18 protein-coding genes are annotated in these 21,707 nt (G+C 64.1%); 17 read left to right on the top strand and 1 reads right to left on the bottom strand.

Annotated features, from left to right (window positions below; genetic code table 11):
• Window positions 1-331 precede the first annotated feature (331 nt).
• The 15 genes from mnmG to HWX22_RS17625 all read left to right on the top strand — a co-directional run bounded on the left by mnmG (window position 332) and on the right by HWX22_RS17625 (window position 15,942).
• Window positions 332-2,302 carry a tRNA uridine-5-carboxymethylaminomethyl(34) synthesis enzyme MnmG gene (gene mnmG / locus HWX22_RS17695; RefSeq protein ID WP_175907808.1) on the top strand — a complete coding sequence of 657 codons (1,971 nt, stop codon included), beginning with the start codon at window positions 332-334 and terminating at the stop codon, window positions 2,300-2,302.
• Entirely contained in the window at window positions 2,299-2,985 is a 687-nt protein-coding gene (gene rsmG, locus HWX22_RS17690) for a 16S rRNA (guanine(527)-N(7))-methyltransferase RsmG (RefSeq protein WP_175907806.1), read from the top strand. Before mnmG ends, rsmG begins: the two co-directional genes overlap by 4 nt.
• Before the next feature lie 51 nt (window positions 2,986-3,036).
• Entirely contained in the window at window positions 3,037-3,816 is a 780-nt protein-coding gene (locus HWX22_RS17685; RefSeq protein ID WP_044845234.1) for a ParA family protein, read from the top strand.
• A 31-nt stretch (window positions 3,817-3,847) separates the two neighbouring features.
• Window positions 3,848-4,741 (top strand): ParB/RepB/Spo0J family partition protein, encoded by an 894-nt coding sequence (locus HWX22_RS17680; protein ID WP_175916122.1) that lies wholly within the window; start codon window positions 3,848-3,850, stop codon window positions 4,739-4,741.
• A 13-nt stretch (window positions 4,742-4,754) separates the two neighbouring features.
• Complete coding sequence (locus tag HWX22_RS17675; protein WP_175907804.1) at window positions 4,755-5,885, top strand: SLC13 family permease; 1,131 nt, start codon at window positions 4,755-4,757, stop codon at window positions 5,883-5,885.
• Between the two features lie 573 nt (window positions 5,886-6,458).
• Window positions 6,459-6,986: an ATP synthase subunit I gene (locus tag HWX22_RS17670; protein ID WP_175907802.1), complete on the top strand. Its 528-nt coding sequence runs from the start codon at window positions 6,459-6,461 to the stop codon at window positions 6,984-6,986.
• Between the two features lie 110 nt (window positions 6,987-7,096).
• Window positions 7,097-7,948, top strand: coding sequence for a F0F1 ATP synthase subunit A (atpB, locus tag HWX22_RS17665; protein ID WP_059814523.1), 852 nt, complete (start codon window positions 7,097-7,099; stop codon window positions 7,946-7,948).
• Window positions 7,949-8,023: 75 nt separating this feature from the next.
• On the top strand, window positions 8,024-8,293 hold the full coding sequence (gene atpE, locus HWX22_RS17660; RefSeq protein ID WP_006482730.1) for a F0F1 ATP synthase subunit C: 270 nt from the start codon (window positions 8,024-8,026) through the stop codon (window positions 8,291-8,293).
• Between the two features lie 129 nt (window positions 8,294-8,422).
• Window positions 8,423-8,893: a F0F1 ATP synthase subunit B gene (locus HWX22_RS17655; protein ID WP_006477283.1), complete on the top strand. Its 471-nt coding sequence runs from the start codon at window positions 8,423-8,425 to the stop codon at window positions 8,891-8,893.
• Window positions 8,894-8,895: 2 nt separating this feature from the next.
• A complete protein-coding gene (locus HWX22_RS17650; RefSeq protein ID WP_014895498.1) occupies window positions 8,896-9,435 on the top strand; it encodes a F0F1 ATP synthase subunit delta in 540 nt (179 codons plus the stop codon).
• Window positions 9,436-9,479: 44 nt separating this feature from the next.
• Window positions 9,480-11,021: a F0F1 ATP synthase subunit alpha gene (gene atpA, locus HWX22_RS17645; protein ID WP_014895499.1), complete on the top strand. Its 1,542-nt coding sequence runs from the start codon at window positions 9,480-9,482 to the stop codon at window positions 11,019-11,021.
• Window positions 11,022-11,090: 69 nt separating this feature from the next.
• Window positions 11,091-11,966 carry a F0F1 ATP synthase subunit gamma gene (gene atpG, locus HWX22_RS17640; RefSeq protein WP_034188170.1) on the top strand — a complete coding sequence of 292 codons (876 nt, stop codon included), beginning with the start codon at window positions 11,091-11,093 and terminating at the stop codon, window positions 11,964-11,966.
• A 66-nt stretch (window positions 11,967-12,032) separates the two neighbouring features.
• Window positions 12,033-13,427 carry a F0F1 ATP synthase subunit beta gene (gene atpD, locus HWX22_RS17635; protein ID WP_175916121.1) on the top strand — a complete coding sequence of 465 codons (1,395 nt, stop codon included), beginning with the start codon at window positions 12,033-12,035 and terminating at the stop codon, window positions 13,425-13,427.
• Window positions 13,428-13,531: 104 nt separating this feature from the next.
• Entirely contained in the window at window positions 13,532-13,957 is a 426-nt protein-coding gene (locus HWX22_RS17630; protein ID WP_006477288.1) for a F0F1 ATP synthase subunit epsilon, read from the top strand.
• Window positions 13,958-14,214: 257 nt separating this feature from the next.
• Complete coding sequence (locus HWX22_RS17625; protein WP_175916120.1) at window positions 14,215-15,942, top strand: AMP-binding protein; 1,728 nt, start codon at window positions 14,215-14,217, stop codon at window positions 15,940-15,942.
• A 691-nt stretch (window positions 15,943-16,633) separates the two neighbouring features.
• Here the strand turns inward: HWX22_RS17625 and HWX22_RS17620 are convergent.
• On the bottom strand, window positions 16,634-17,443 hold the full coding sequence (locus HWX22_RS17620) for a transporter substrate-binding domain-containing protein (protein WP_175916119.1): 810 nt from the start codon (window positions 17,441-17,443) through the stop codon (window positions 16,634-16,636).
• Window positions 17,444-17,592: 149 nt separating this feature from the next.
• Between HWX22_RS17620 and hemE the strand changes: the two genes are divergently transcribed.
• A complete protein-coding gene (gene hemE, locus HWX22_RS17615; RefSeq protein ID WP_279610106.1) occupies window positions 17,593-18,687 on the top strand; it encodes a uroporphyrinogen decarboxylase in 1,095 nt (364 codons plus the stop codon).
• A 448-nt stretch (window positions 18,688-19,135) separates the two neighbouring features.
• The gene (locus HWX22_RS17610) at window positions 19,136-21,397 is read left to right on the top strand and encodes a primosomal protein N' (protein ID WP_175907797.1); all 2,262 of its coding nucleotides are present in this window, start codon (window positions 19,136-19,138) and stop codon (window positions 21,395-21,397) included.
• Window positions 21,398-21,707 lie beyond the last annotated feature (310 nt).

Genomic DNA, 21,707 nt, shown 5'->3' with positions numbered 1-21,707 from the left:
GCGCGACGGTGTTCTATCGACACGGGGCCAAATGGCACAGGGGATAAGCGTAGGAAGGTCGATCCGACATGCTGTGATGGCGCAGCGACGGCGGGTTTCGCAAACCACTGCCGGGTTCGCGATTTTGCACAGCCTGACGATGTGCGCTGAGGGCGCGGCAGCGCCGCCGAAGCAGGCCGCACGGCACAGCTTGCACGGTCGGGCGAAAAAAACGACCAAATGAACCGGCCCTACCATTCGGACGGTCTTCGGGTGAAAAGCGAACCCGCTATAATTCGCCCCATACATTTCTCAGATAGGTTCGTGCGCAGTCCTGCGCACGGAATCCACCATGCTTTTTCCCACAGAATTTGATGTCATCGTCGTCGGTGGCGGGCACGCCGGCACGGAAGCCGCGTTGGCATCGGCCCGTATGGGTGCGAAGACGCTGCTGCTGACCCATAACATCGAAACGCTCGGCCAGATGAGCTGCAATCCGTCGATCGGCGGCATTGGCAAGGGCCATCTGGTCAAGGAAGTCGATGCGCTCGGCGGCGCGATGGCCGCCGCGACGGACGAGAGCGGTATTCAGTTCCGGATCCTCAATTCGTCTAAGGGCCCGGCCGTGCGCGCGACGCGTGCGCAGGCCGACCGCATCCTGTACAAGGCTGCAATCCGCCATCGGCTCGAGAACCAGCCGAACCTGTGGCTGTTCCAGCAGGCTGTCGACGACCTGATGGTCGAAGGCGACCGCGTGGTCGGCGCCGTGACGCAGATCGGCATCCGCTTCCGCGCACGTGCGGTCGTGCTGACGGCCGGTACGTTCCTCGACGGCAAGATTCACGTCGGCCTGAACAACTATACGGGCGGTCGCGCAGGCGATCCGGCGGCCGTGTCGCTGTCGGCTCGCCTGAAGGAGCTGAAGCTGCCGCAGGGCCGCCTGAAGACCGGTACGCCGCCGCGTATCGATGGCCGCTCGATCGACTTTTCGAAGCTGGACGAGCAGCCGGGCGACCTCGATCCGATCCCCGTATTCTCGTTTCTGGGCCGTGCGGAGCAGCATCCACAGCAGCTGCCGTGCTGGGTGACGCACACGAACGAGCGCACCCACGACATCATTCGCGGCGGCCTCGACCGTTCGCCTATGTATACAGGCGTGATCGAAGGTGTCGGCCCGCGTTACTGCCCGTCGATCGAGGACAAGATCCACCGATTCGCATCGAAGGAATCGCACCAGATCTTCCTTGAGCCGGAAGGGCTGACGACCAACGAGTTCTATCCAAACGGGATTTCGACGAGCCTGCCGTTCGACGTGCAGCTTGAGCTCGTGCACTCGATGCGCGGCCTTGAGAACGCGCACATCCTGCGCCCCGGCTACGCGATCGAATACGACTACTTCGACCCGCGCGCGCTGAAGGCGTCGCTCGAGACGAAGGCGATCAATGGGCTGTTCTTTGCGGGCCAGATCAACGGCACGACCGGCTACGAAGAAGCGGCCGCACAAGGGCTGCTGGCCGGCCTGAATGCAGGCCGCTACGTGCAGGAGAAGGACGCATGGTGCCCGCGTCGCGATCAGGCCTATCTTGGCGTGCTGGTCGACGACCTCGTCACGCGTGGCGTGGCGGAGCCGTACCGGATGTTCACGAGTCGTGCCGAATATCGTCTGAGCCTGCGTGAAGACAATGCGGACATGCGCCTGACCGAGATCGGCCGCGAGCTGGGCCTCGTCGACGACGTGCGCTGGGATGCGTTCAGTCGGAAGCGCGACGCTGTTTCACGTGAAACCGAACGACTGAAGTCGACGTGGGTCACGCCGAAGACGCTGCCGCCTGAAGAGGCGACTGCGTTGCTCGGCAAGGCGATCGATCACGAGTACAGCCTCGCCGAACTGCTGCGCCGCCCCGGTATCAGCTACGACGGTGTGTGCGGCCTGAAGGGTGGTGAATGCGCGCCTGCAGAGCCGCTGGCCGACGATCCGGTGCTGCTCGAGCAGATCAAGGAACAGGTCGAGATTGGCATCAAATATCAGGGCTATATCGAGCGGCAGGCCAGCGAGATCGAGCGCAACGATGCGAACGAGAACACACGCCTGCCGGACGGTATCGACTACCGCGAGGTGCGCGGCCTGTCGTTCGAAGTGAGCCAGAAGCTGAACGAGTTCCGCCCGGAAACGATCGGCCAGGCATCGCGGATTTCGGGCGTCACGCCGGCTGCGATCTCCCTGCTGATGGTGCACCTGAAGCGCCGCGGCCTCGGCCGTCGTAACGGCGCCGCCGCGGAAGTGACGGAACAGGGGGACGGCACCGTCCCGACGCAACAATGACGGCGCGTCGCGCGCCGGCGGTTAATCGGGACGTACTTGAACAGATGCTCGTCGACGGCACGGCCGCGCTCGACATCACGTTGACGGATGCACAACGCAACCAGCTGCTCGACTATGTCGCGCTGCTCGGCAAGTGGAACGCGGTCTACAACCTGACCGCGATCCGCGACCCGAAGCAGATGCTGATCCAGCACATTCTCGATTCGCTCTCCATCGTTCCGCATCTGCGCGACCGTGCATCGGCGCGCGTGCTCGACGTGGGTTCGGGCGGCGGATTGCCCGGTATCGTGCTGGCGATCGTCCAGCCGGACTGGCAGGTCACGCTGAACGATATCGTGCAGAAGAAGTCTGCATTCCAGACGCAGATGCGCGCCGAGCTGAAGCTCGCGAACTTGTCTGTCGTCACCGGGCGTGTCGAATCGCTGCAGCCTGGCGTCGAAGTGCCGGAAAAATTCGACATGATCGTATCCCGCGCCTTCGCGGATCTATCCGACTTCGTTAAACTTGCTCGACATCTCGTCGCGCCCGGCGGATCGATCTGGGCAATGAAGGGTGTCCACCCGGACGACGAAATTGCACGGTTGCCGGAAGGCAGTCGCGTAAAGCAGGCGATACGGCTGGCGGTACCGATGCTCGATGCCGAACGGCATCTGATCGAGGTCACCGTCGACGAGGCGAATTGAAGGTGCGCGGTAGCGCGCCGTTTGTTTGAAGGTAAAGGGAACACACCAACGATGGCAAAGATCTTCTGCGTTGCGAACCAGAAGGGGGGCGTCGGCAAGACGACGACATCGGTCAATCTCGCCGCAAGCCTTGCAGCGCAGGAGCAACGAGTCCTGCTGATCGATCTCGACCCGCAGGGCAACGCGACGATGGGCAGCGGGATCGACAAGGCCGCCTGCGAGTCGACCGTGTACGAAGTGCTGGTCGACGGCGTATCGGTGACGGACGCGCGCGTGCGTCCGGAAGGTGTCACATACGACGTGCTGCCGGCCAACCGTGAACTGTCCGGTGCCGAGATCGAACTGATCAGCATCGATAACCGCGAGCGACGGTTGAAGGCCGCGCTCGAACACGTGGCCGACGACTACGACTTCGTGTTGATCGATTGCCCGCCGACGCTGTCGCTGCTGACGCTGAACGGATTGTGCGCGGCGCATGGCGTCGTGATCCCGATGCAGTGCGAATACTTCGCGCTGGAGGGGCTGTCGGACCTCGTCAATACGATCAAGCAGGTTCACGCGAACATGAACCGCGACCTGAAGATCATCGGCTTGCTGCGCGTGATGTTCGATCCGCGCATTACGCTGCAGCAGCAAGTTTCCGATCAACTGAAAGCGCACTTCGGCGACAAGGTGTTCGACGCGGTGATTCCGCGCAACGTGCGCTTGGCGGAAGCGCCGAGTTACGGGTTGCCGGGCGTCGTATTCGACCGTAACTCTCGCGGTGCGCAGGCGTATCTCCAGTTCGGTGCCGAGATGATCGATCGCGTGCGCGCGTTCGAGGTGTCGTGATCCGGACATGAGCGAAGCGAGGAAGAAAGACATGAACGCGGTACCAAAGAAGAAGGGCTTGGGACGTGGCCTCGAAGCGCTGCTCGGCGGCAGTGCGGACATCACCGAAGCGGTGAAGATCGAAGGGGCACCGAACACGCTCGCGCTCGGCAAGCTGCAGGCCGGCAAGTACCAGCCGCGGACGCGGATGGACGAAGGCAGCCTGCAGGAGCTGGCGGCCAGCATTCGCGCGCAAGGCGTGATGCAGCCGATCCTGGTACGACCTATTTCATCTGACAAATACGAAATCATCGCGGGCGAGCGGCGTTTCCGCGCGGCACGCCTGGCTGGCCTCGACGAAGTGCCGGTGCTCGTGAAGGACGTGTCCGATCAGGCTGCCGCCGCGATGGCGCTGATCGAGAACATCCAGCGCGAGGATCTGAATCCGCTGGAAGAGGCGCACGGTATCCAGCGCCTGCTCGATGAGTTCGGTTTCACGCACGAACAGGCGGCCGAATCGGTCGGCCGCTCGCGCAGCGCGGTATCGAACCTGCTGCGCCTGCTGAACCTCGCGGCACCGGTGCAGACGATGTTGCTGGCCGGTGACCTCGACATGGGCCACGCGCGTGCGCTGCTTGCAGTCGATGCCGCGACGCAGATCACGCTCGCGCACCAGGTGGTCAACAAACGCATGTCGGTGCGCGAGACCGAGAAGCTGGTCGCGCATACGACGAAGGAAGCGCCGGCGGTGAAGGTGCGCGCGAAGGACGATGGCGGCCGCGACACGCGTCGTCTCGAGGAGGAGTTGTCCGACCTGCTCGCGTCGACGGTGAAGATCAAGCTCGGCCGCCGCGGGCGAGGGCAGGTGATGATCGACTTCGGCAACCTCGACGCGCTCGAGGGCATTCTTGCGCGTCTGCGCGGCAACGTCGCGACCGAAGAATAACGAGGCACGATCGATGGAAAACACGGGCGCGCCGGCGCCGCGCCGGTGGCTTGGCTGGCTTTTGCAGGAACCCGTACTGACGGTGCTAGCGCTTGCGCTGATTGTTCTGCAATGGTTGCGTCCGCAACCAGTTGGCGCACTGGTCGGTCTCGTCGACTGGCAGACCGTCGCGACGCTCGCGGGTCTGCTGATGCTGACCAAGGCGCTCGAGCTGTCCGGGTGCCTGATGTGGCTCGCGCATCGCATCGTGCATCACGTGCATTCCGAGCGCGGGCTCGCGATGCTGCTCGTCGTGTTCGCGGCGGCGCTCGCGATGTGGCTCACCAACGATGTCGCGTTGTTCGTCGTCGTGCCGCTGATGGTATCGCTGCGCACGTTGACGCCGTTGCCGTTCCGGCGGCTCGTGATCGTGGTTGCGCTGGCCGTCAACGCGGGGTCCGTCGCGACCCCGCTCGGCAATCCCCAGAACCTTTTCCTGTGGCAATTGAGCGGCGTGTCGTTCGGCCGCTTCGTCGTCACGCTCGGGCCGCTCGCACTGGCGTTGATGGCGCTGCTGCTCGTGCTGACGGCGTGCGCGTTTCGCGCGAAGCCGCTCGATCTGTCGGGAGACGTCCAGGCCGTTCCCGTGCAGCGCATGCATGCGTTGCTTGCGGCGGTGCTGTTCGGTGCGTTCGTGCTGCTCGCCGATGCGCACAATCCCGTGCCGGGCCTGATCGGCGTCGTGATCGCGCTGCTGGTGGCGAGACGTGACGCAGTCCTGAAGATCGACTGGCTGCTGCTGCTGATCTTCGTGCTGATGTTCGTTGTACTGCGCAGCGCGGCCGCGCTGCCGGTCGTCCACGACGCGATCGCGCGAACCCATCTCGATTCGCCGCTGCGTGTGTTCGCGGCGGGTGCGGTCGTGTCACAGGGAATCAGCAATGTGCCGGCGGCGATCCTGCTGTCGGAATTCACGCGCGACTGGCGGGCGCTCGCGTTCGGCGTATCGGTCGGTGGCTTCGGTTTCGCGATCGGTTCGCTCGCGAACCTGATCGCGGTGCGTCTCGCGAAGGAGCCGCGCATGTGGCTGCCGTTTCACCTTGTGTCGATTCCGTTCGCGCTCGTGAGCGCGGCGCTGGGTGCGTGGTTGCTCGTTCACGGCTGAGCGATGCGGATCAGTGCGGCGCACGCATGCCGCAAGCCTGGCGGGGAGGGTGCACAGCGTTCCTTGTCGTTGCAAGGTCGGGCCTGTTGATAAGTGTTGCGCCACCACAGTCCAACGACTGTGGCGGCGCAACAACTGATTGCGGGCACCGGCGCGCTCGGTTCGAGCGCATTTCGCGCATCGCGCTCGACGCGGTGGTCACAGTGTTTCCTCTATTGCCCATCGCCGCGTCGGATGGTTTCCCGTGTTCGTGTCACAGCAGAATTCCTGCTGCGATCGCGCCGCGCCGGTGGCGCATGCACCGCACGTCGCTGTCACGTCATTTCGTTGCACCCGCATTTTTTTGGGCGAGAAATGCCGGTGCGAAAAACCGACCTTACAACTGTCATCGTACGTCATCGACGCGCGCGTTTTTCACATGATGAGGCGTCGTTTTACGCTGGTTTTTGTCGCGTCTAAAGCCTTGAATCACCTGCAACTATCGCTTACAATCGCCCGGATTTGTTAGCTAGGCACCCCTGAAAGCTTTCGGAAAGCTTGGGGCCGGGTTCAAGGATTTTGCGGAAGATTGCGATGGCGGGTCAGGCGCCGAACGACAGGCACGATGATCACCGAGCGCAACGCACCGCTTCAGCGGCCGGCGAGCGGCGCGAGTCCGATGGCGACGACTGGGATGCCGAGCTGCAAGATAACAACATCGTTCCGCTCACGCGGACGGAAGCCGAGAGGCTGTTCGGTCCGAACGTGAGCAAGCCGTCGCGCGTGACCCCCTACAAGGTGGTGATCGCGCAGGTGGTCTTGTCCCTGGTTGCAACGCTGGCGTGGTGGCTGTTTTCAAAGTCGCCGGGCGCCGCTGCGCAATCCGCGTTTCTGGGCGGGGCGATCGGCTGGGTGCCAAGCGCGTTGTTCGTGGCACGACTGAAGGCAGGTGGTTCGGCCACCGTGATGAGCTGGGTGATGGGCGAAGCCCTGAAGCTCGGCGTGACGATCGGGATGTTCGCCGCAGTGGCGTACGGCTATGCCGGCGTGCACTGGCCGGCACTCCTCGTCACCTACCTCGTCGTGCTGAAGACGTACTGGATCGCGCTGGCCTGGCGGTAAGCAACAAGCAGCGTGCGGTTTCGACAACGAACCGCACCGGCCCGTTCCCGCAATAGCGTATTGCGGAACGGGGCAAAACGATTTTCGACAATTTGGGTGGCATTAACGATATGGCAGCTAGCGAAGGCACGCGCGGTCCGGATCCGTCCGAGTACATTGCGCACCACTTGCAGAATTTCTCCACCTCGCATCAGACGTCGATTTTCGACATCCACGTCTGGAACCTCGACACGCTGTTCTGGTCGATCGTGTGCGGCATTGTGACGATCGTCCTGCTGCGTCTGGCCGCCCGCAAGGCGACCTCGGGCGTGCCGGGCCGTTTCCAGTGTGCGATCGAGATGCTCGTCGAAATGGTCGAGGATCAATCGAAGGCCATCGTCCACGGCAACCGCACCTTCATCGCTCCGCTCGCCCTCACGGTGTTCGTGTGGGTCGCGCTGATGAACTCCCTCGACTTCCTCCCCGTCGACCTGCCGGGCCGCGTCATCGGCCTGCTCGGTCTGTCGGACGTGATTTCCCACCATCGCATCGTCCCGACGGCCGACCTGAACGGCACGCTCGGCATCGCGCTCGGCGTGTTCGTCCTGATGATCTACTACAGCATCAAGATCAAGGGCGCGGGCGGCTTTGCGCATGAGCTGCTGTCGGCCCCGTTCGGCGCCCACCCGCTGCTGTGGATCCCGAACCTCGCGCTGAACATCGTCGAATATCTCGCAAAGACCGTTTCCCTCGGCATGCGGCTGTTCGGCAACATGTACGCGGGTGAGCTGTTGTTCCTGTTGATCGCCCTGCTCGGCAGCATGTGGAGCTTCGGTGGCGACGCAACGTTCCTCGGCTTCATTGGTCACGTGATCGCGGGTAGCGTCTGGGCAATCTTCCACATCCTGATTGTTCTGTTGCAGGCATTCATTTTCATGATGCTGACGCTGGTGTATCTCGGCCAGGCGCACGACAAGCACTAAGCGCGGCGTGCAAAAAAGAGTTTCCGTTTTAGTTTTTTAAATCTCAGTTCCAAGTCTTTTCACAAAGGAGTGATCATGCAAGCTTACATCGCCAACATCCAGGGTCTGACCGCCATCGGTATCGGCATCATCATCGGCCTGGGTGCAATCGGCGCCTGTATCGGTATCGCGCTGATGGGTGGCAAGTACATCGAAGCCTGCGCACGTCAGCCGGAACTCATCAACCCGCTGCAAACGAAGATGTTCCTGCTGGCCGGCCTGATCGACGCTGCATTCCTGATCGGCGTTGGTGTCGCAATGCTGTTCGCGTTCGCGAACCCGCTCCTGTCGAAGCTCGCAGGCTAAGGTTCCTCGGAAATATGCGCCCGGCGTAAGCCGGCGCAGGGCGGAACGGAGACTTGGGGCGCTGATCGAATGCAACTCGATGAGCGCCTTACCGTTTCATTTTTCCGGAATAGCAGATAAGGAAACACCGTGAATCTCAACGCAACTCTGTTTGCGCAAATGGTCGTGTTCCTGGTCCTCGCGTGGTTCACGATGAAGTTCGTGTGGCCGCCGTTGATCAACGCCCTCGACGAACGTTCGAAGAAGATCGCCGACGGCCTCGCCGCCGCGGAGAAGGGCAAGGCGGAACTCGACGCAGCGCACAAGCGCGTGGACCAGGAACTCGCGCAGGCCCGCAACGACGGCCAGCAGCGCATCGCCGACGCTGAAAAGCGTGCCCAGGCGGTCGCCGAGGAAATCAAGGCCAACGCCCAGGCTGAAGCCGCCCGCATCGTCGCCCAGGCGAAAGCGGAAGCAGAACAGCAAATCGTGAAGGCGCGCGAAGCGCTGCGTGGCGAAGTCGCCGCGCTGGCCGTGAAGGGCGCCGAGCAGATCCTGAAGCGCGAAGTCGATCAAACGGCCCACGCCCAACTGCTGAATCAACTGAAAGCCGAGCTCTGATCATGGCCGAACTTGCAACCATCGCCCGCCCTTACGCAGAAGCGCTGTTCCGCGTGGCCGAGGGAGGTGACATCGCCGCCTGGTCCACGCTCGTGCAAGAGCTGGCCCAGGTTGCGCGTCTGCCGGAAGTGCTGTCGGTCGCGTCGAGCCCGAAGGTGACGCGCACGCAAGTGGCCGAGCTGCTGCTTGCTGCGGTGAAGTCGCCGGTCGCGGCTGGCGCCGAAGCGAAGAACTTCGTGCAGATGCTGGTCGACAATCATCGCATCGCGCTGCTGCCGGAAATCGCCGAGCAGTTCGAGGCGCTCAAGAACGAACGCGAAGGTGCAGCCGACGCCGAGATCGTGAGCGCGTTCCCGCTGAACGGCGCGGATCTCGAAAGCCTCGTCTCTGGCCTCGAACGCAAGTTCAAGCGCAAGCTGAAGCCGACGGTCGAAGTCGATTCGTCGCTGATCGGCGGCGTGCGCGTGACGGTCGGCGACGAAGTGCTCGACACCTCGGTTCGCGCGCGCCTCGCATCGATGCAGGCTGCCTTGACCGCCTGAGCGCCACGCCGGCACGCAACAGAATTGACTATCAGGAGCGAATAATGCAACTCAATCCCTCTGAGATCAGCGAGCTGATCAAGAGCCGGATCCAGGGCCTTGAAGCGAGCGCAGACGTTCGCAACCAGGGCACCGTGATCTCCGTGACCGACGGTATCGTGCGCATCCACGGCCTGTCGGACGTGATGCAGGGCGAAATGCTCGAGTTTCCGGGCAACACGTTCGGCCTCGCGCTGAACCTCGAGCGCGACTCGGTCGGCGCGGTGATTCTCGGCGAATACGAACACATCTCGGAAGGCGACATCGTCAAGACGACGGGCCGCATTCTGGAAGTCCCGGTTGGTCCGGAACTCGTCGGCCGCGTGGTCGACGCACTCGGCAACCCGATCGACGGCAAGGGCCCGGTCAACGCGAAGCTGACCGACGCGATCGAAAAGATCGCCCCGGGCGTGATCTGGCGTAAGTCGGTGTCGCAGCCGGTGCAGACGGGCATCAAGTCGATCGACGCGATGGTGCCGATCGGCCGTGGCCAGCGTGAGCTGATCATCGGCGACCGTCAGTGCGGCAAGACCGCGGTGGCGCTCGACGCGATCATCAACCAGAAGGGCAAGGACCTGATCTGTATCTACGTCGCGATCGGCCAGAAGGCTTCGTCGATCATGAACGTGGTTCGCAAGCTCGAAGAAACGGGCGCGATGGAATACACGATCGTCGTCGCCGCTTCGGCTTCGGATTCGGCAGCGATGCAGTACCTCGCACCGTACGCCGGCTGCACGATGGGCGAATACTTCCGCGACCGCGGCCAAGACGCGCTGATCATCTATGACGACTTGACCAAGCAGGCTTGGGCATACCGTCAGATCTCGCTGCTGCTGCGCCGCCCGCCGGGCCGTGAAGCATATCCGGGTGACGTGTTCTATCTGCACTCGCGTCTGCTCGAGCGTGCTGCTCGCGTGTCGGAAGAGTACGTCGAGAAGTTCACGAACGGCGAAGTGAAGGGTAAGAGCGGCTCGCTGACGGCACTGCCGGTCATCGAAACGCAGGCTGGCGACGTGACCGCGTTCGTTCCGACGAACGTGATCTCGATTACCGACGGCCAGATCTTCCTGGAAACCGACCTGTTCAACGCAGGCATCCGCCCGGCAATCAACGCCGGCGTGTCGGTGTCGCGAGTCGGTGGCGCTGCTCAGACGAAGGTCGTGAAGAAGCTGTCGGGCGGTATCCGTACCGACCTCGCGCAGTACCGTGAACTGGCCGCATTCGCGCAGTTCGCATCGGACCTCGACGAAGCGACCCGCAAGCAGCTCGAGCGCGGCCGCCGCGTGACGGAACTGCTGAAGCAGCCGCAGTACCAGCCGCTGCAGGTGTGGGAACTGGCCGTGTCGCTGTACGCCGCGAACAACGGCTACCTCGACGATCTCGACGTCAAGCAAGTGCTGTCGTTCGAGAAGGGCCTGCGCGACAACCTGAAGACCAGCCACGCTGACCTCATCAAGCGCATCGAGGACACCAAGGATCTCTCGAAGGACGACGAAGGCGCACTGCGCTCGGCGATCGAATCCTTCAAGAAGTCCGGTGCCTATTGATCCGCGAGTGACACACTGAGGCCGCGCGGGTGCTGATGCGCCCGCGCCGCTTCGGTCAAGGAGCAAGCTATGGCTGGAATGAAGGAAATTCGCGGCAAGATCAAGAGCGTGCAGAACACGCGCAAGATCACGAAGGCGATGGAGATGGTGGCCGCATCGAAGATGCGTCGCGCGCAGGAACGCATGCGCGCCGCTCGTCCGTATGCAGACAAGGTCCGTGCCATCGCCGCGCACATGAGCCGCGCGAACCCGGAGTACCGCCACCCGTTCATGGTGGCAAACGACGGCGCGAAGACGGCCGGCATCATCCTTGTCACGACGGACAAGGGTCTTTGCGGCGGTCTGAACACCAACGTGCTGCGTGCGACGGTGCAGAAGTTCAAGGAGCTGGAAGAGAAGGGCCAGAAGGTCGAAGCCACCGCGATCGGCGGCAAGGGCCTCGGGTTCCTGAACCGCTTCGGCGCGAAGGTGATGTCGCAGGTCGTGCACCTCGGCGACACCCCGCATCTGGACAAGCTGATCGGCGCCGTGAAGACGCAGCTCGATCTGTACTCGGAAGGCAAGCTGTCGGCGGTTTATATCGCTTACACGCGCTTCGTCAACACGATGAAGCAGGAAGCCGTGATCGAGCAGCTGCTGCCGCTGTCGTCGGAACACTTCGAAGCCGATGACGGTACGCCGGCCACGTCGTGGGACTACATCTACGAGCCGGACGCGCAGGCAGTCGTTGACGAACTGCTCGTGCGTTACGTCGAGGCGCTGGTGTACCAGGCCGTCGCGGAGAACATGGCGTCCGAGCAATCGGCGCGGATGGTCGCGATGAAGGCCGCGTCCGACAACGCGAAGACGGTGATCAGCGAACTGCAGCTCGTGTACAACAAGAGCCGCCAGGCCGCGATTACGAAAGAACTGTCGGAGATCGTCGGCGGCGCAGCCGCTGTTTAAGCGCGCGCCCGGGACGACAACTGCGCCTTTGCGCGAGTAAAGAATCAGGTATTTAAAGGAAAAGCGATGAGTACTGCTGCTTTGGTAGAAGGCAAGATCGTACAGTGCATCGGCGCCGTTATCGACGTGGAATTCCCGCGCGACAGCATGCCGAAGATCTACGACGCGCTCATTCTCGATGGCTCGGAACTGACGCTCGAAGTCCAGCAGCAGCTGGGCGACGGCGTGGTCCGTACCATTTGTCTGGGTGCATCCGACGGCCTGCGCCGCGGCCTGACCGTGAAGAACACGAGCAAGCCGATTTCGGTGCCGGTCGGCAAGCCGACCCTCGGTCGTATCATGGACGTCCTCGGCCGTCCGATCGATGAAGCGGGCCCGATCGAAAGCGCAACGACGCGTTCGATTCACCAGAAGGCTCCGGCGTTCGACGAACTGTCGCCGTCGACCGAACTGCTCGAAACGGGTATCAAGGTCATCGACCTGATCTGCCCGTTCGCGAAGGGCGGCAAGGTTGGCCTGTTCGGTGGTGCCGGCGTGGGCAAGACCGTCAACATGATGGAGCTCATCAACAACATCGCGAAGGAACACGGCGGTTACTCCGTGTTCGCGGGCGTGGGCGAGCGTACCCGTGAAGGGAACGACTTCTACCACGAAATGAAGGACTCGAACGTTCTCGACAAGGTCGCGCTGGTGTATGGCCAGATGAACGAGCCGCCGGGCAACCGTCTGCGCGTCGCGCTGACCGGCCTGACGATGGCCGAGCACTTCCGTGACGAAGGCCTCGACGTGCTGTTCTTCGTCGACAACATCTACCGTTTCACGCTGGCCGGTACCGAAGTGTCGGCACTGCTCGGCCGTATGCCGTCGGCAGTGGGCTATCAGCCGACGCTGGCTGAAGAAATGGGCAAGCTGCAAGAGCGCATCACGTCGACCAAGAAGGGCTCGATTACGTCGGTTCAGGCCGTGTACGTCCCTGCGGACGACTTGACCGACCCGTCGCCGGCAACCACCTTCGGCCACTTGGACGCAACCGTCGTTCTGTCGCGTGACATCGCTTCGCTGGGTATCTACCCGGCGGTCGACCCGCTCGACTCGACGTCGCGCCAGATCGACCCGAACGTGATCGGTGAAGAGCACTACTCGATCACCCGTCGCGTTCAGCAGACGCTGCAGCGCTACAAGGAACTGCGCGACATCATCGCGATTCTGGGCATGGACGAACTGTCGCCGGAAGACAAGCTGTCGGTCGCGCGCGCTCGTAAGATCCAGCGTTTCCTGTCGCAGCCGTTCCACGTCGCTGAAGTGTTCACGGGCTCGCCGGGCAAGTACGTGCCGCTGAAGGAAACGATCCGTGGCTTCAAGATGATCGTCGACGGCGAGTGCGACCACCTGCCGGAACAGGCGTTCTACATGGTCGGCACGATCGACGAAGCCTTCGAAAAGGCCAAGAAGATCCAGTAAAGGTCGGGTGTAACGCAGCGGGCGCCCGTGCGTTCGTGAAAGATGTCTCGATGGCATCTTTTCACGGACGGGCGCCCACGTAATACGCTCAACCAGGAGTCGATATGGCAACCATCAAAGTAGACGTCGTCAGCGCGGAAGAGCAGATCTTCTCGGGCGAGGCGAAATTCGTCGCGCTGCCGGGCGAAACGGGTGAGCTGGGTATTCTGCCGGGTCACACGCCGCTGATCACGCGGATTCGTCCGGGTGCGGTGCGCATCGAAGTCGAGGGCGGCAACGACGAATTCGTGTTCGTCGCGGGCGGCATTCTCGAAGTGCAGCCGGGCGCCGTGACGGTGCTCGCCGATACCGCGATCCGCGGCAAGGACCTCGACGCGGCGAAAGCCGAGGAAGCGCGCAAGCGTGCCGAGGAAACGCTGCAGAACGCGAAGTCGGACCTCGACCTCGCAAAGGCGCAATCCGAGCTCGCGACCGCGATGGCGCAGCTCGAAGCGATCCAGCGTCTGGCGAAGATTCGCAGCCGGCACTGAGCCGCGCGCGTATCCCGCGAAAGAAAGCAGCCTTCGGGCTGCTTTTTTTTCGTCCGTCGTTTTCATCTGTTTTTTTGCCGGCCGGATCGTATCGTCCGGTCGTGCTATTTCATCCGCCCGCCGCGATTTGATGTCAGAGTGTCGTCAGCAGAGCGCGGCATCATCCGGGCAGAGGCAGTTCGCCGCGATCGCGGCGGAGCCGGCGCGCGCGTCAGCCGCGCGCCGGGCCGATCAGACAAAAACGGACGGAGACATCGATGGCAGCAGACCTTGGCAAGGGGGCGCTGATCGCGCCCGAAAACGGACTGTCGTACGTGCGCGGCGCGACCGACGTGCCGCTATCCGACGCGACGATCAGCCGCTTCCTGCTCGACACGGCGGGCCGCTTTCCCGATCGCCCGGCCGTCGTGTTCCGCGAACAGCAGGTGCGCTGGACCTGGCATGCGTTCGCGCACGAGGTCGACGTGCTCGCGGCGGGCCTCGCCGCGCTCGGGATCGTGAAGGGCGATTGCGTCGGCATCTGGTCGCCGAACCGCAGCGAATGGCTGCTCACGCAGTTCGCGACCGCGCGTATCGGCGCGGTCCTCGTCAACATCAACCCGGCCTACCGGCTCGCGGAACTCGAATACGCGCTGAACAAGGTCGGCTGCAAGGCCGTGATCGCGGCCGAGCGCTTCAAGACATCGGCGTACGTCGAGATGCTGCAGACCATCGCGCCGGAACTCGCGAGCGCGACGCCGGGCGACCTGCATGCGGCGCGCGTGCCGAGCCTGCGCACGGTCGTGTCGATGGGCGAGGTCGCGCCGGCCGGCATGTTCCGCTTCGCGGACGTGATGGCGCGCGGCCGGGACACGCTCGATGTCGCGCGGCTCGACGCGATCGGCGCGACGCTCGCGGCCACCGATCCGATCAACATCCAGTTCACCAGCGGCACGACCGGCAGCCCGAAGGGCGCGACGCTCACCCACCGCAACGTCGTCAACAACGCACGCTCGATCGCGATGGCGATGCGCTTCACCGAGCAGGATTCGCTCTGCATCCCGGTGCCGCTGTATCACTGCTTCGGGATGGTGCTGGCCGTGCTCGCGTGCGTGTCGAAGGGCGCGGCGATGGTGTTCCCCGGCGAGGCGTTCGATCCGGTCGCGACGCTCGCGGCCGTCGCCGACGAGCGCTGCACCGCGCTGCACGGCGTGCCGACGATGTTCATCGCCGAGCTCGATCATCCGGAGTTCGCGAAGTTCGACCTGTCGACGCTGCGCACCGGGATCATGGCCGGCTCGCCATGCCCGATCGAGACGATGAAGCGCGTCGTGTCGCAGATGCATTTGTCCGAAATCACGATCGCATACGGGATGACGGAGACGAGCCCCGTATCATTCCAGAGCTCGACCGATGATCCGCTCGAGAAGCGCACGACGACGGTCGGCCGCATTCAGCCGCACCTGGAGGTGAAGATCGTCGACCCGAACGGCGAGATCGTGCCGGTCGGCGCGACCGGCGAGCTGTGCACGAAGGGCTATTCGGTGATGCTCGGCTACTGGGACGACGACGCGAAGACACGCGAGGTGCTGGTCGACGGCTGGATGCATACGGGCGACCTCGCGACGCTCGACGCCGACGGCTACTGCAACATCGTCGGCCGGCTGAAGGACATGGTGATTCGCGGCGGCGAGAACGTGTATCCGCGCGAGATCGAGGAATTCCTGTTCAGGCATCCGAAGATTCAGAGCGCGCAGGTGTTCGGCGTGCCCGACGCGAAATACGGCGAGGAGCTGTGCGCGTGGATCGTGCTGCGCGCGGACGAGCAGATGACCGAGGATGACGTGCGCGCATTCTGCAGCGGCCAGATCGCGCACTACAAGATTCCGCGCTACATCCGCTTCGTTGACGAGCTGCCGATGACGGTGACGGGCAAGGTGCAGAAGTTCGTGATGCGCGAACGGATGATCGACGAACTGAAGCTCGACGTGCAGAAGACCGCTTGAAAAGACCGAGCGGCCCGGCGGCGGGACAAACTCGACGGCCTGCGGGCCGTTGCGTTTTCGATGGACGAAAAAAAGCGGGCTTATTAGCCCGCTAAAAACCACACGCTACGGGGTTAGCGCGAGGAGACCAAAGATGAAACCGAATCCGGCGGGGGCCGGAAACGACTCCAACAGGGATGCCCCTCGGAAGGGCTTCGGTACGTGACCGACTGGCTCGCAGCGCTTCGCGTCCGCTCACACTTGGCACACGAGACCGCATCCGTGTTGAAACCGTTGAGGCCATTGTGGGCGAATTAATGACCCCTCGCGGTAACAAAGTGTTTCAGGTTGTAACGCCCGCCAGATAAGGCTTTCCGGGATTTTTTGCTGTTTTCGGGGTCCTGAAAAAGGTCATATTTACCCATCTTTTCCGCAGAGTTTTCATCGGGTGCGCGTAATGCGTTTTTCATGCGTATCGGCGTCGGTGAATTGCCGATTTACACGCCGGAATGCGCATCGCGCGGCAGATACCGCATCTGACGAATCATTCGTCGGAAAGATTTTGAAACGTGATTGGGGCACGCGATAGTGGGCCATTCGCGATTTCACGCCGGCCGGGCGCCACGCCGATGTGTAACGGCGGTGCGCCCGGCCGGCGGCAATAACGGGGTCTCTGCCGGTTATCGGCCGCTTGTTCCGCGAGCGCTCATGCTCACTTCAGCCACTTGTCGGAGATCGCCTGGTATTCGCCGGACGACAGCGTCAGGTGCAGCCACTGGTCGACGTACTGCTGGAACACGACGTCGCCGCGCGGCACCATGTACGCCTTTTCGCCGAACTGGAACGGCTTGTCCGGATGCACGGAGCACAGGCCCGGATTCAGCTTTTGCTGCAGCAGCGTCTCGGATGCATCCGTCACCATGACGTCCGCCTTGCCCGTGAGGATCTGCTTGAAGATCGTCACGTTGTCCGGATAGACGCTCAGGTTCGCATGCGTGAAGAACTGCTTCGCGAAGCGCTCGTTGGTGCCGCCCGGGTTCACGATCACGCGGGTCTCGGGCCGGTCGATCTGCGCGACGGTCTGGTACTTGTCGGCGTCCGCGCAGCGCACGATCGGCGTCTTGCCGTCGACCACGTATGGCTGCGTGAAGAACACGCGCTTCTGGCGCTCGAGTGTCGTCGACACGCCGCCCACCGCGATATCGCACTTCGCGACGAAGTCGTTGGTGAGGTTCGACCAGCTCGTCTTCACGAAGTCGGCCTTCACGCCGAGCGATTTCGCGAGCGACTCGGCCATGTCGATGTCGATGCCCTCGAAACGGCCGTCCGTCCGGTGGTACGAATACGGCTTGTAGTCGCCCGTCGTGCACACGCGCAGCGTGCCGCGTGCGACCACGTCGTCGAGCCGCGAGCCGACGGCTGCGGCGGTCGGGGCCATCGTCGTGGTCGTACCCTGCGCGTGCGCGGCGGCGCAGCAAAGCATGGCAGCGGTGAGCGTGGCCAGCGTGGCGAATGTCTTCATCGGTCTCCTCCTTCGTTCGGTTCGATATCAGCGTCCGATCATAACGGAGCCATCGCGCGCGTCATATGGCCGCCATCGCATCGGCATACGCGGCCGTGCGGCCGCGCTCCGGTAAAATGCCGCTTTGCCTTCGCATCGTCGCTCCTACCGTGGCCCATACCCTGCTCAACGACACCTTCCTGCGTGCGCTTCTGCGCGAGCCGACCGACTACACGCCGATCTGGCTGATGCGTCAGGCTGGCCGCTATCTGCCCGAATACAACGCGACGCGCGCGCGCGCCGGCAGCTTCCTCGGCCTCGCGAAGAATCCCGACTACGCGACCGAAGTGACGCTTCAGCCGCTCGAGCGCTTCCCGCTCGACGCCGCGATCCTGTTCTCGGACATCCTGACGATCCCCGACGCGATGGGTCTCGGCCTCGACTTCCAGGTCGGCGAAGGGCCGAAGTTCGCGCATCCGGTGCGCACCGAGGCCGACGTCGCGAAGCTCGCGGTGCCGGACATCGAGGAGACGCTCGGCTACGTGACGGGCGCCGTGCGCGAGATCCGCCGCGCGCTGACCGACGGCCAGGGCCGCCAGCGCGTGCCGCTGATCGGCTTCTCGGGCAGCCCGTGGACGCTCGCGTGCTACATGGTCGAAGGCGGCGGGTCGGACGATTTCCGCACGGTGAAGTCGATGGCGTATTCGCGCCCCGACCTGATGCACCGGATCCTCGACGTGAACGCGCAGGCTGTGGCCGCTTACCTGAACGCGCAGATCGAAGCCGGCGCGCAGGCCGTGATGATTTTCGATACGTGGGGCGGCGCGCTGGCGGACGGCGCATACCAGCGCTTCTCGCTGGACTACATCCGTCGCGTGGTCGCGCAGCTGAAGCGTGAGCACGACGGCGAGCGCGTGCCGGTGATCACGTTCACGAAGGGCGGCGGGCTGTGGCTCGAGGAAATCGCGGCGACCGGCGTCGACGCGGTCGGCCTCGACTGGACCGTCAATCTCGGCGCCGCGCGCGAACGCGTCGCCGGGCGCGTCGCGCTACAGGGCAACCTCGACCCGACGATCCTGTTTGCGCCGCCGGCCGTGGTGCGCGAGCAGGCGCGAGCGGTGCTCGACAGCTACGGCAATCATCCGGGTCACGTATTCAACCTCGGCCACGGCATTTCGCAGTTCACCTCGCCCGACCACGTCGCCGAACTCGTCGACGAAGTGCACACCCACAGCCGTAAGATCCGTAGCGGAGCGGCGGGCTGAGCGCAAGTGGTGTCATGCTGCACTGCGGGGTGACGGCGTTTCGCTGTCGGTGCTAAACAGGGCGCAACCCCGCCACGGTTGCCGATTCAAGGCTTGTCAAGACTTGACTTATACACATTTTCCACGTTGCAGCGCGGTAGAGCTCTGTATCGGTCGAATTGTCTCGCTATGGTTTCGTAATTTGAATAGCAGCCTTATGGAATAAGGCTCCGCGGGGCGCGGTCGAGGGCGGCCGAAAACAGCGGAAAGCACGGCCCCGCGCGCTTCGCGGCTGTTGAACGGCGAGTTCTCAACAAAGTTATCCACAGGCTGGTCAGGGTATACGGCGATTCCTAATGCGAATCCAAAACTTAGCGCCGAATCTGAAGTTTTACTTTAAGTTCGCCACCGTGGCGCGAGCCCGGGTGCAATTCGTCGGTGCGCCTCGCATTGTCGCCGGAGCGCGGTGATGGACGGCACTTACCTCAGGGTCGCCCTCGACCATCCGCTCGCCACCCTGTTCGACTACCGCTGCGACGTCCAGCCGGCGCCCGAGCCCGGTACCTTGGTGCAGGTGCCGTTCGGCAAGCGGCAGGTTGTCGGTCTCGTCTGCGAAGTGACGACTCACACCGACGTGCCGCCGTCCCGGTTGCGGGCGATCGACGCGATTTGTACCGAGCTGCCGCCGCTCGCGCCGGATTGGCTCGCGCTGGTGTCGTTCGCGGCCGATTACTACCAGCGCGGTCGCGGCGAAGTTGCGCTGCCGGCGTTGCCGCAGGCGCTGCGCGACGCGGAGCGCTGGGGCCGGCTGCTGGCACCCGAGGTGCGCTACCGGCTGACCGAAGCCGGCTGCGCGGCGCTGCCCGACGCACTGCCGGCGCGCGGGGCCGCGCTGCGGCGGCTCGCGCAGGCACTCGCCGACACCGATTCGATGACGTTGCCCGATGCGCGTGCGTTGCATCCGAAGGCGGCCGCCACGCTCGACGACTGGGCGGCGCGCGGCTGGGTCGCCGTCGAGGAAATCGGCTGGGCCGACGCGCCTGTGCCCAAAGCTGTGGATAACCTGTCGACAACCAGTGGACGAACTGTGCCGCCGGCGCTCACCGACCAGCAGGCGGAGGCGCTCGATGCGATCCGCGCTGCGCACGGTTTCGCGCCGTTCCTGCTGCATGGCGTGACCGGGAGCGGCAAGACCGAGGTCTATCTGCATGCGCTCGCCGCGCTGCTCGATGCGCGGCCCGACGCGCAGGCGCTCGTGCTCGTGCCCGAAATCAACCTGACGCCGCAATTCGAGGCCGCGTTTCGCGCACGCTTCGCGGGCACGCTCGCCGACGACGCGATCGTCACGCTGCACAGCGGGCTCGCCGAGGGCGAGCGGGCGCGCAACTGGCTCGCCGCACACACGGGCCGCGCGCGGATCGTGCTCGGCACGCGGCTTGCGGTGCTTGCGTCGCTGCCGACGCTCGCACTGATCGTCGTCGACGAGGAGCACGAACCCGCGTACAAGCAGCAGGAAGGGCTGCGCTATTCGGCGCGCGATCTTGCCGTGTGGCGCGCGAAGCATCTCGGCATTCCGGTCGTGCTCGGTTCGGCGACGCCGTCGCTCGAGAGCTGGTGGCAGGCCGATCAGGGCCGCTACACGCGACTCACGCTGTCGCGCCGCGCGGTGGCCGACGCGACGCTGCCGACCGTGCGGCTGATCGATCTCGAAGAGGAGCGGCGGCGCGGGCGCGCGTCGATGGGCGGGCTGTCGGGGCCGCTCGTCGCGGCGTTGAAGGCACGGCTCGAGCGCGGCGAACAGAGCCTCGTGTTCCTGAACCGGCGCGGTTACGCGCCGCAGCTCGCGTGCGACGCATGCGGCTGGGTCGCCGGTTGCCCGCGCTGCAGCGCCTACGTCGTGCTGCACAAGCCCGAACATGCACTGCGCTGTCATCACTGCGGCTGGGAAGCGCGCATTCCGCGGTCGTGCCCGGAATGCGGGAACGTCGATATCGCGCCGCTCGGGCGCGGCACGCAGCGTATCGAGGAGGCGCTCGCCGAGGCTGTGCCGGGCGCACGGATACTGCGGATCGACGCGGACAGCACGCGACGCAAGGGCAGTGCGCAGGCGCTGTTCTCGGACGTGCACGCCGGTGAAGTCGACATCCTGGTCGGCACGCAGATGATCGCGAAGGGGCACGACTTCCAGCGCGTATCGCTCGTCGGCGTGCTCAATGCCGACACCGCGCTGTTCTCGCACGACTTCCGCGCGAGCGAGCGGCTGTTCGCGCAGCTGATGCAGGTGAGCGGCCGCGCGGGGCGCGCCGGACTGCCCGGCGAGGTGCTCGTGCAGACGCGCTATCCGCGTCACGCGCTGTATCACGCGCTCGGCCGGCAGGATTACGTCGGCTTCGCGAATTCGACGCTCGGCGAGCGCCGCGACGCGCACCTGCCGCCGTTCGTCTACCAGGCGCTGCTGCGCGCCGAAGGACGCACGCTCGACGCGGCGCTCGCGTTCCTGCTGCAGGCCGCGGCCGCATTGCCGGGGCTGCCGGGCGCCGATCGCGTGACCGTCTACGACGCGGTGCCGATGACGATCGTCAAGGTCGCGAACGTTCACCGCGCACAGTTGCTGCTCGAAAGCGCGTCGCGGGCGGCACTGCAGCACGCGCTGCGCGCATGGCAGCCGGAACTGCGTGCGCTGAAGGGCGTGCTGCGGTGGAGCGTCGAGGTCGATCCGCTCGATATCTGAGCGGAGCGCGCGCGGCCGCCGTGCCGCATGCCGATACCGAGCCGGCCGGATCCGCCGACCCACCGACCGCGCGATCCTACTCCTGACCCGTCCCACGCCCGCCTGCATGACCCGCCGCCACGCACAGTGCAACCCGCTTTTCCCCTTGGTGGTGCACGCCGCGGGTTGCCCACGTGCGCCAACTTGACCCGATCAGGGAAAACACCGATCCGCCGACCACGGGCAACCCCTAGGTTGCAACCTCATAAGTGGCTGATTATATTGAGTAACTTGTGGGTGCAACCAATCCATCAATTCGGTTGCACCTTTT

The organism is Burkholderia sp. BCC1638 (assembly GCF_902833195.1).
In the GTDB taxonomy this organism is placed as follows: Bacteria; Pseudomonadota; Gammaproteobacteria; order Burkholderiales; family Burkholderiaceae; genus Burkholderia; species Burkholderia diffusa.
Note: the sequence above shows the minus strand (reverse complement) of the source record. Positions and strands in the feature narration are given on the sequence as shown.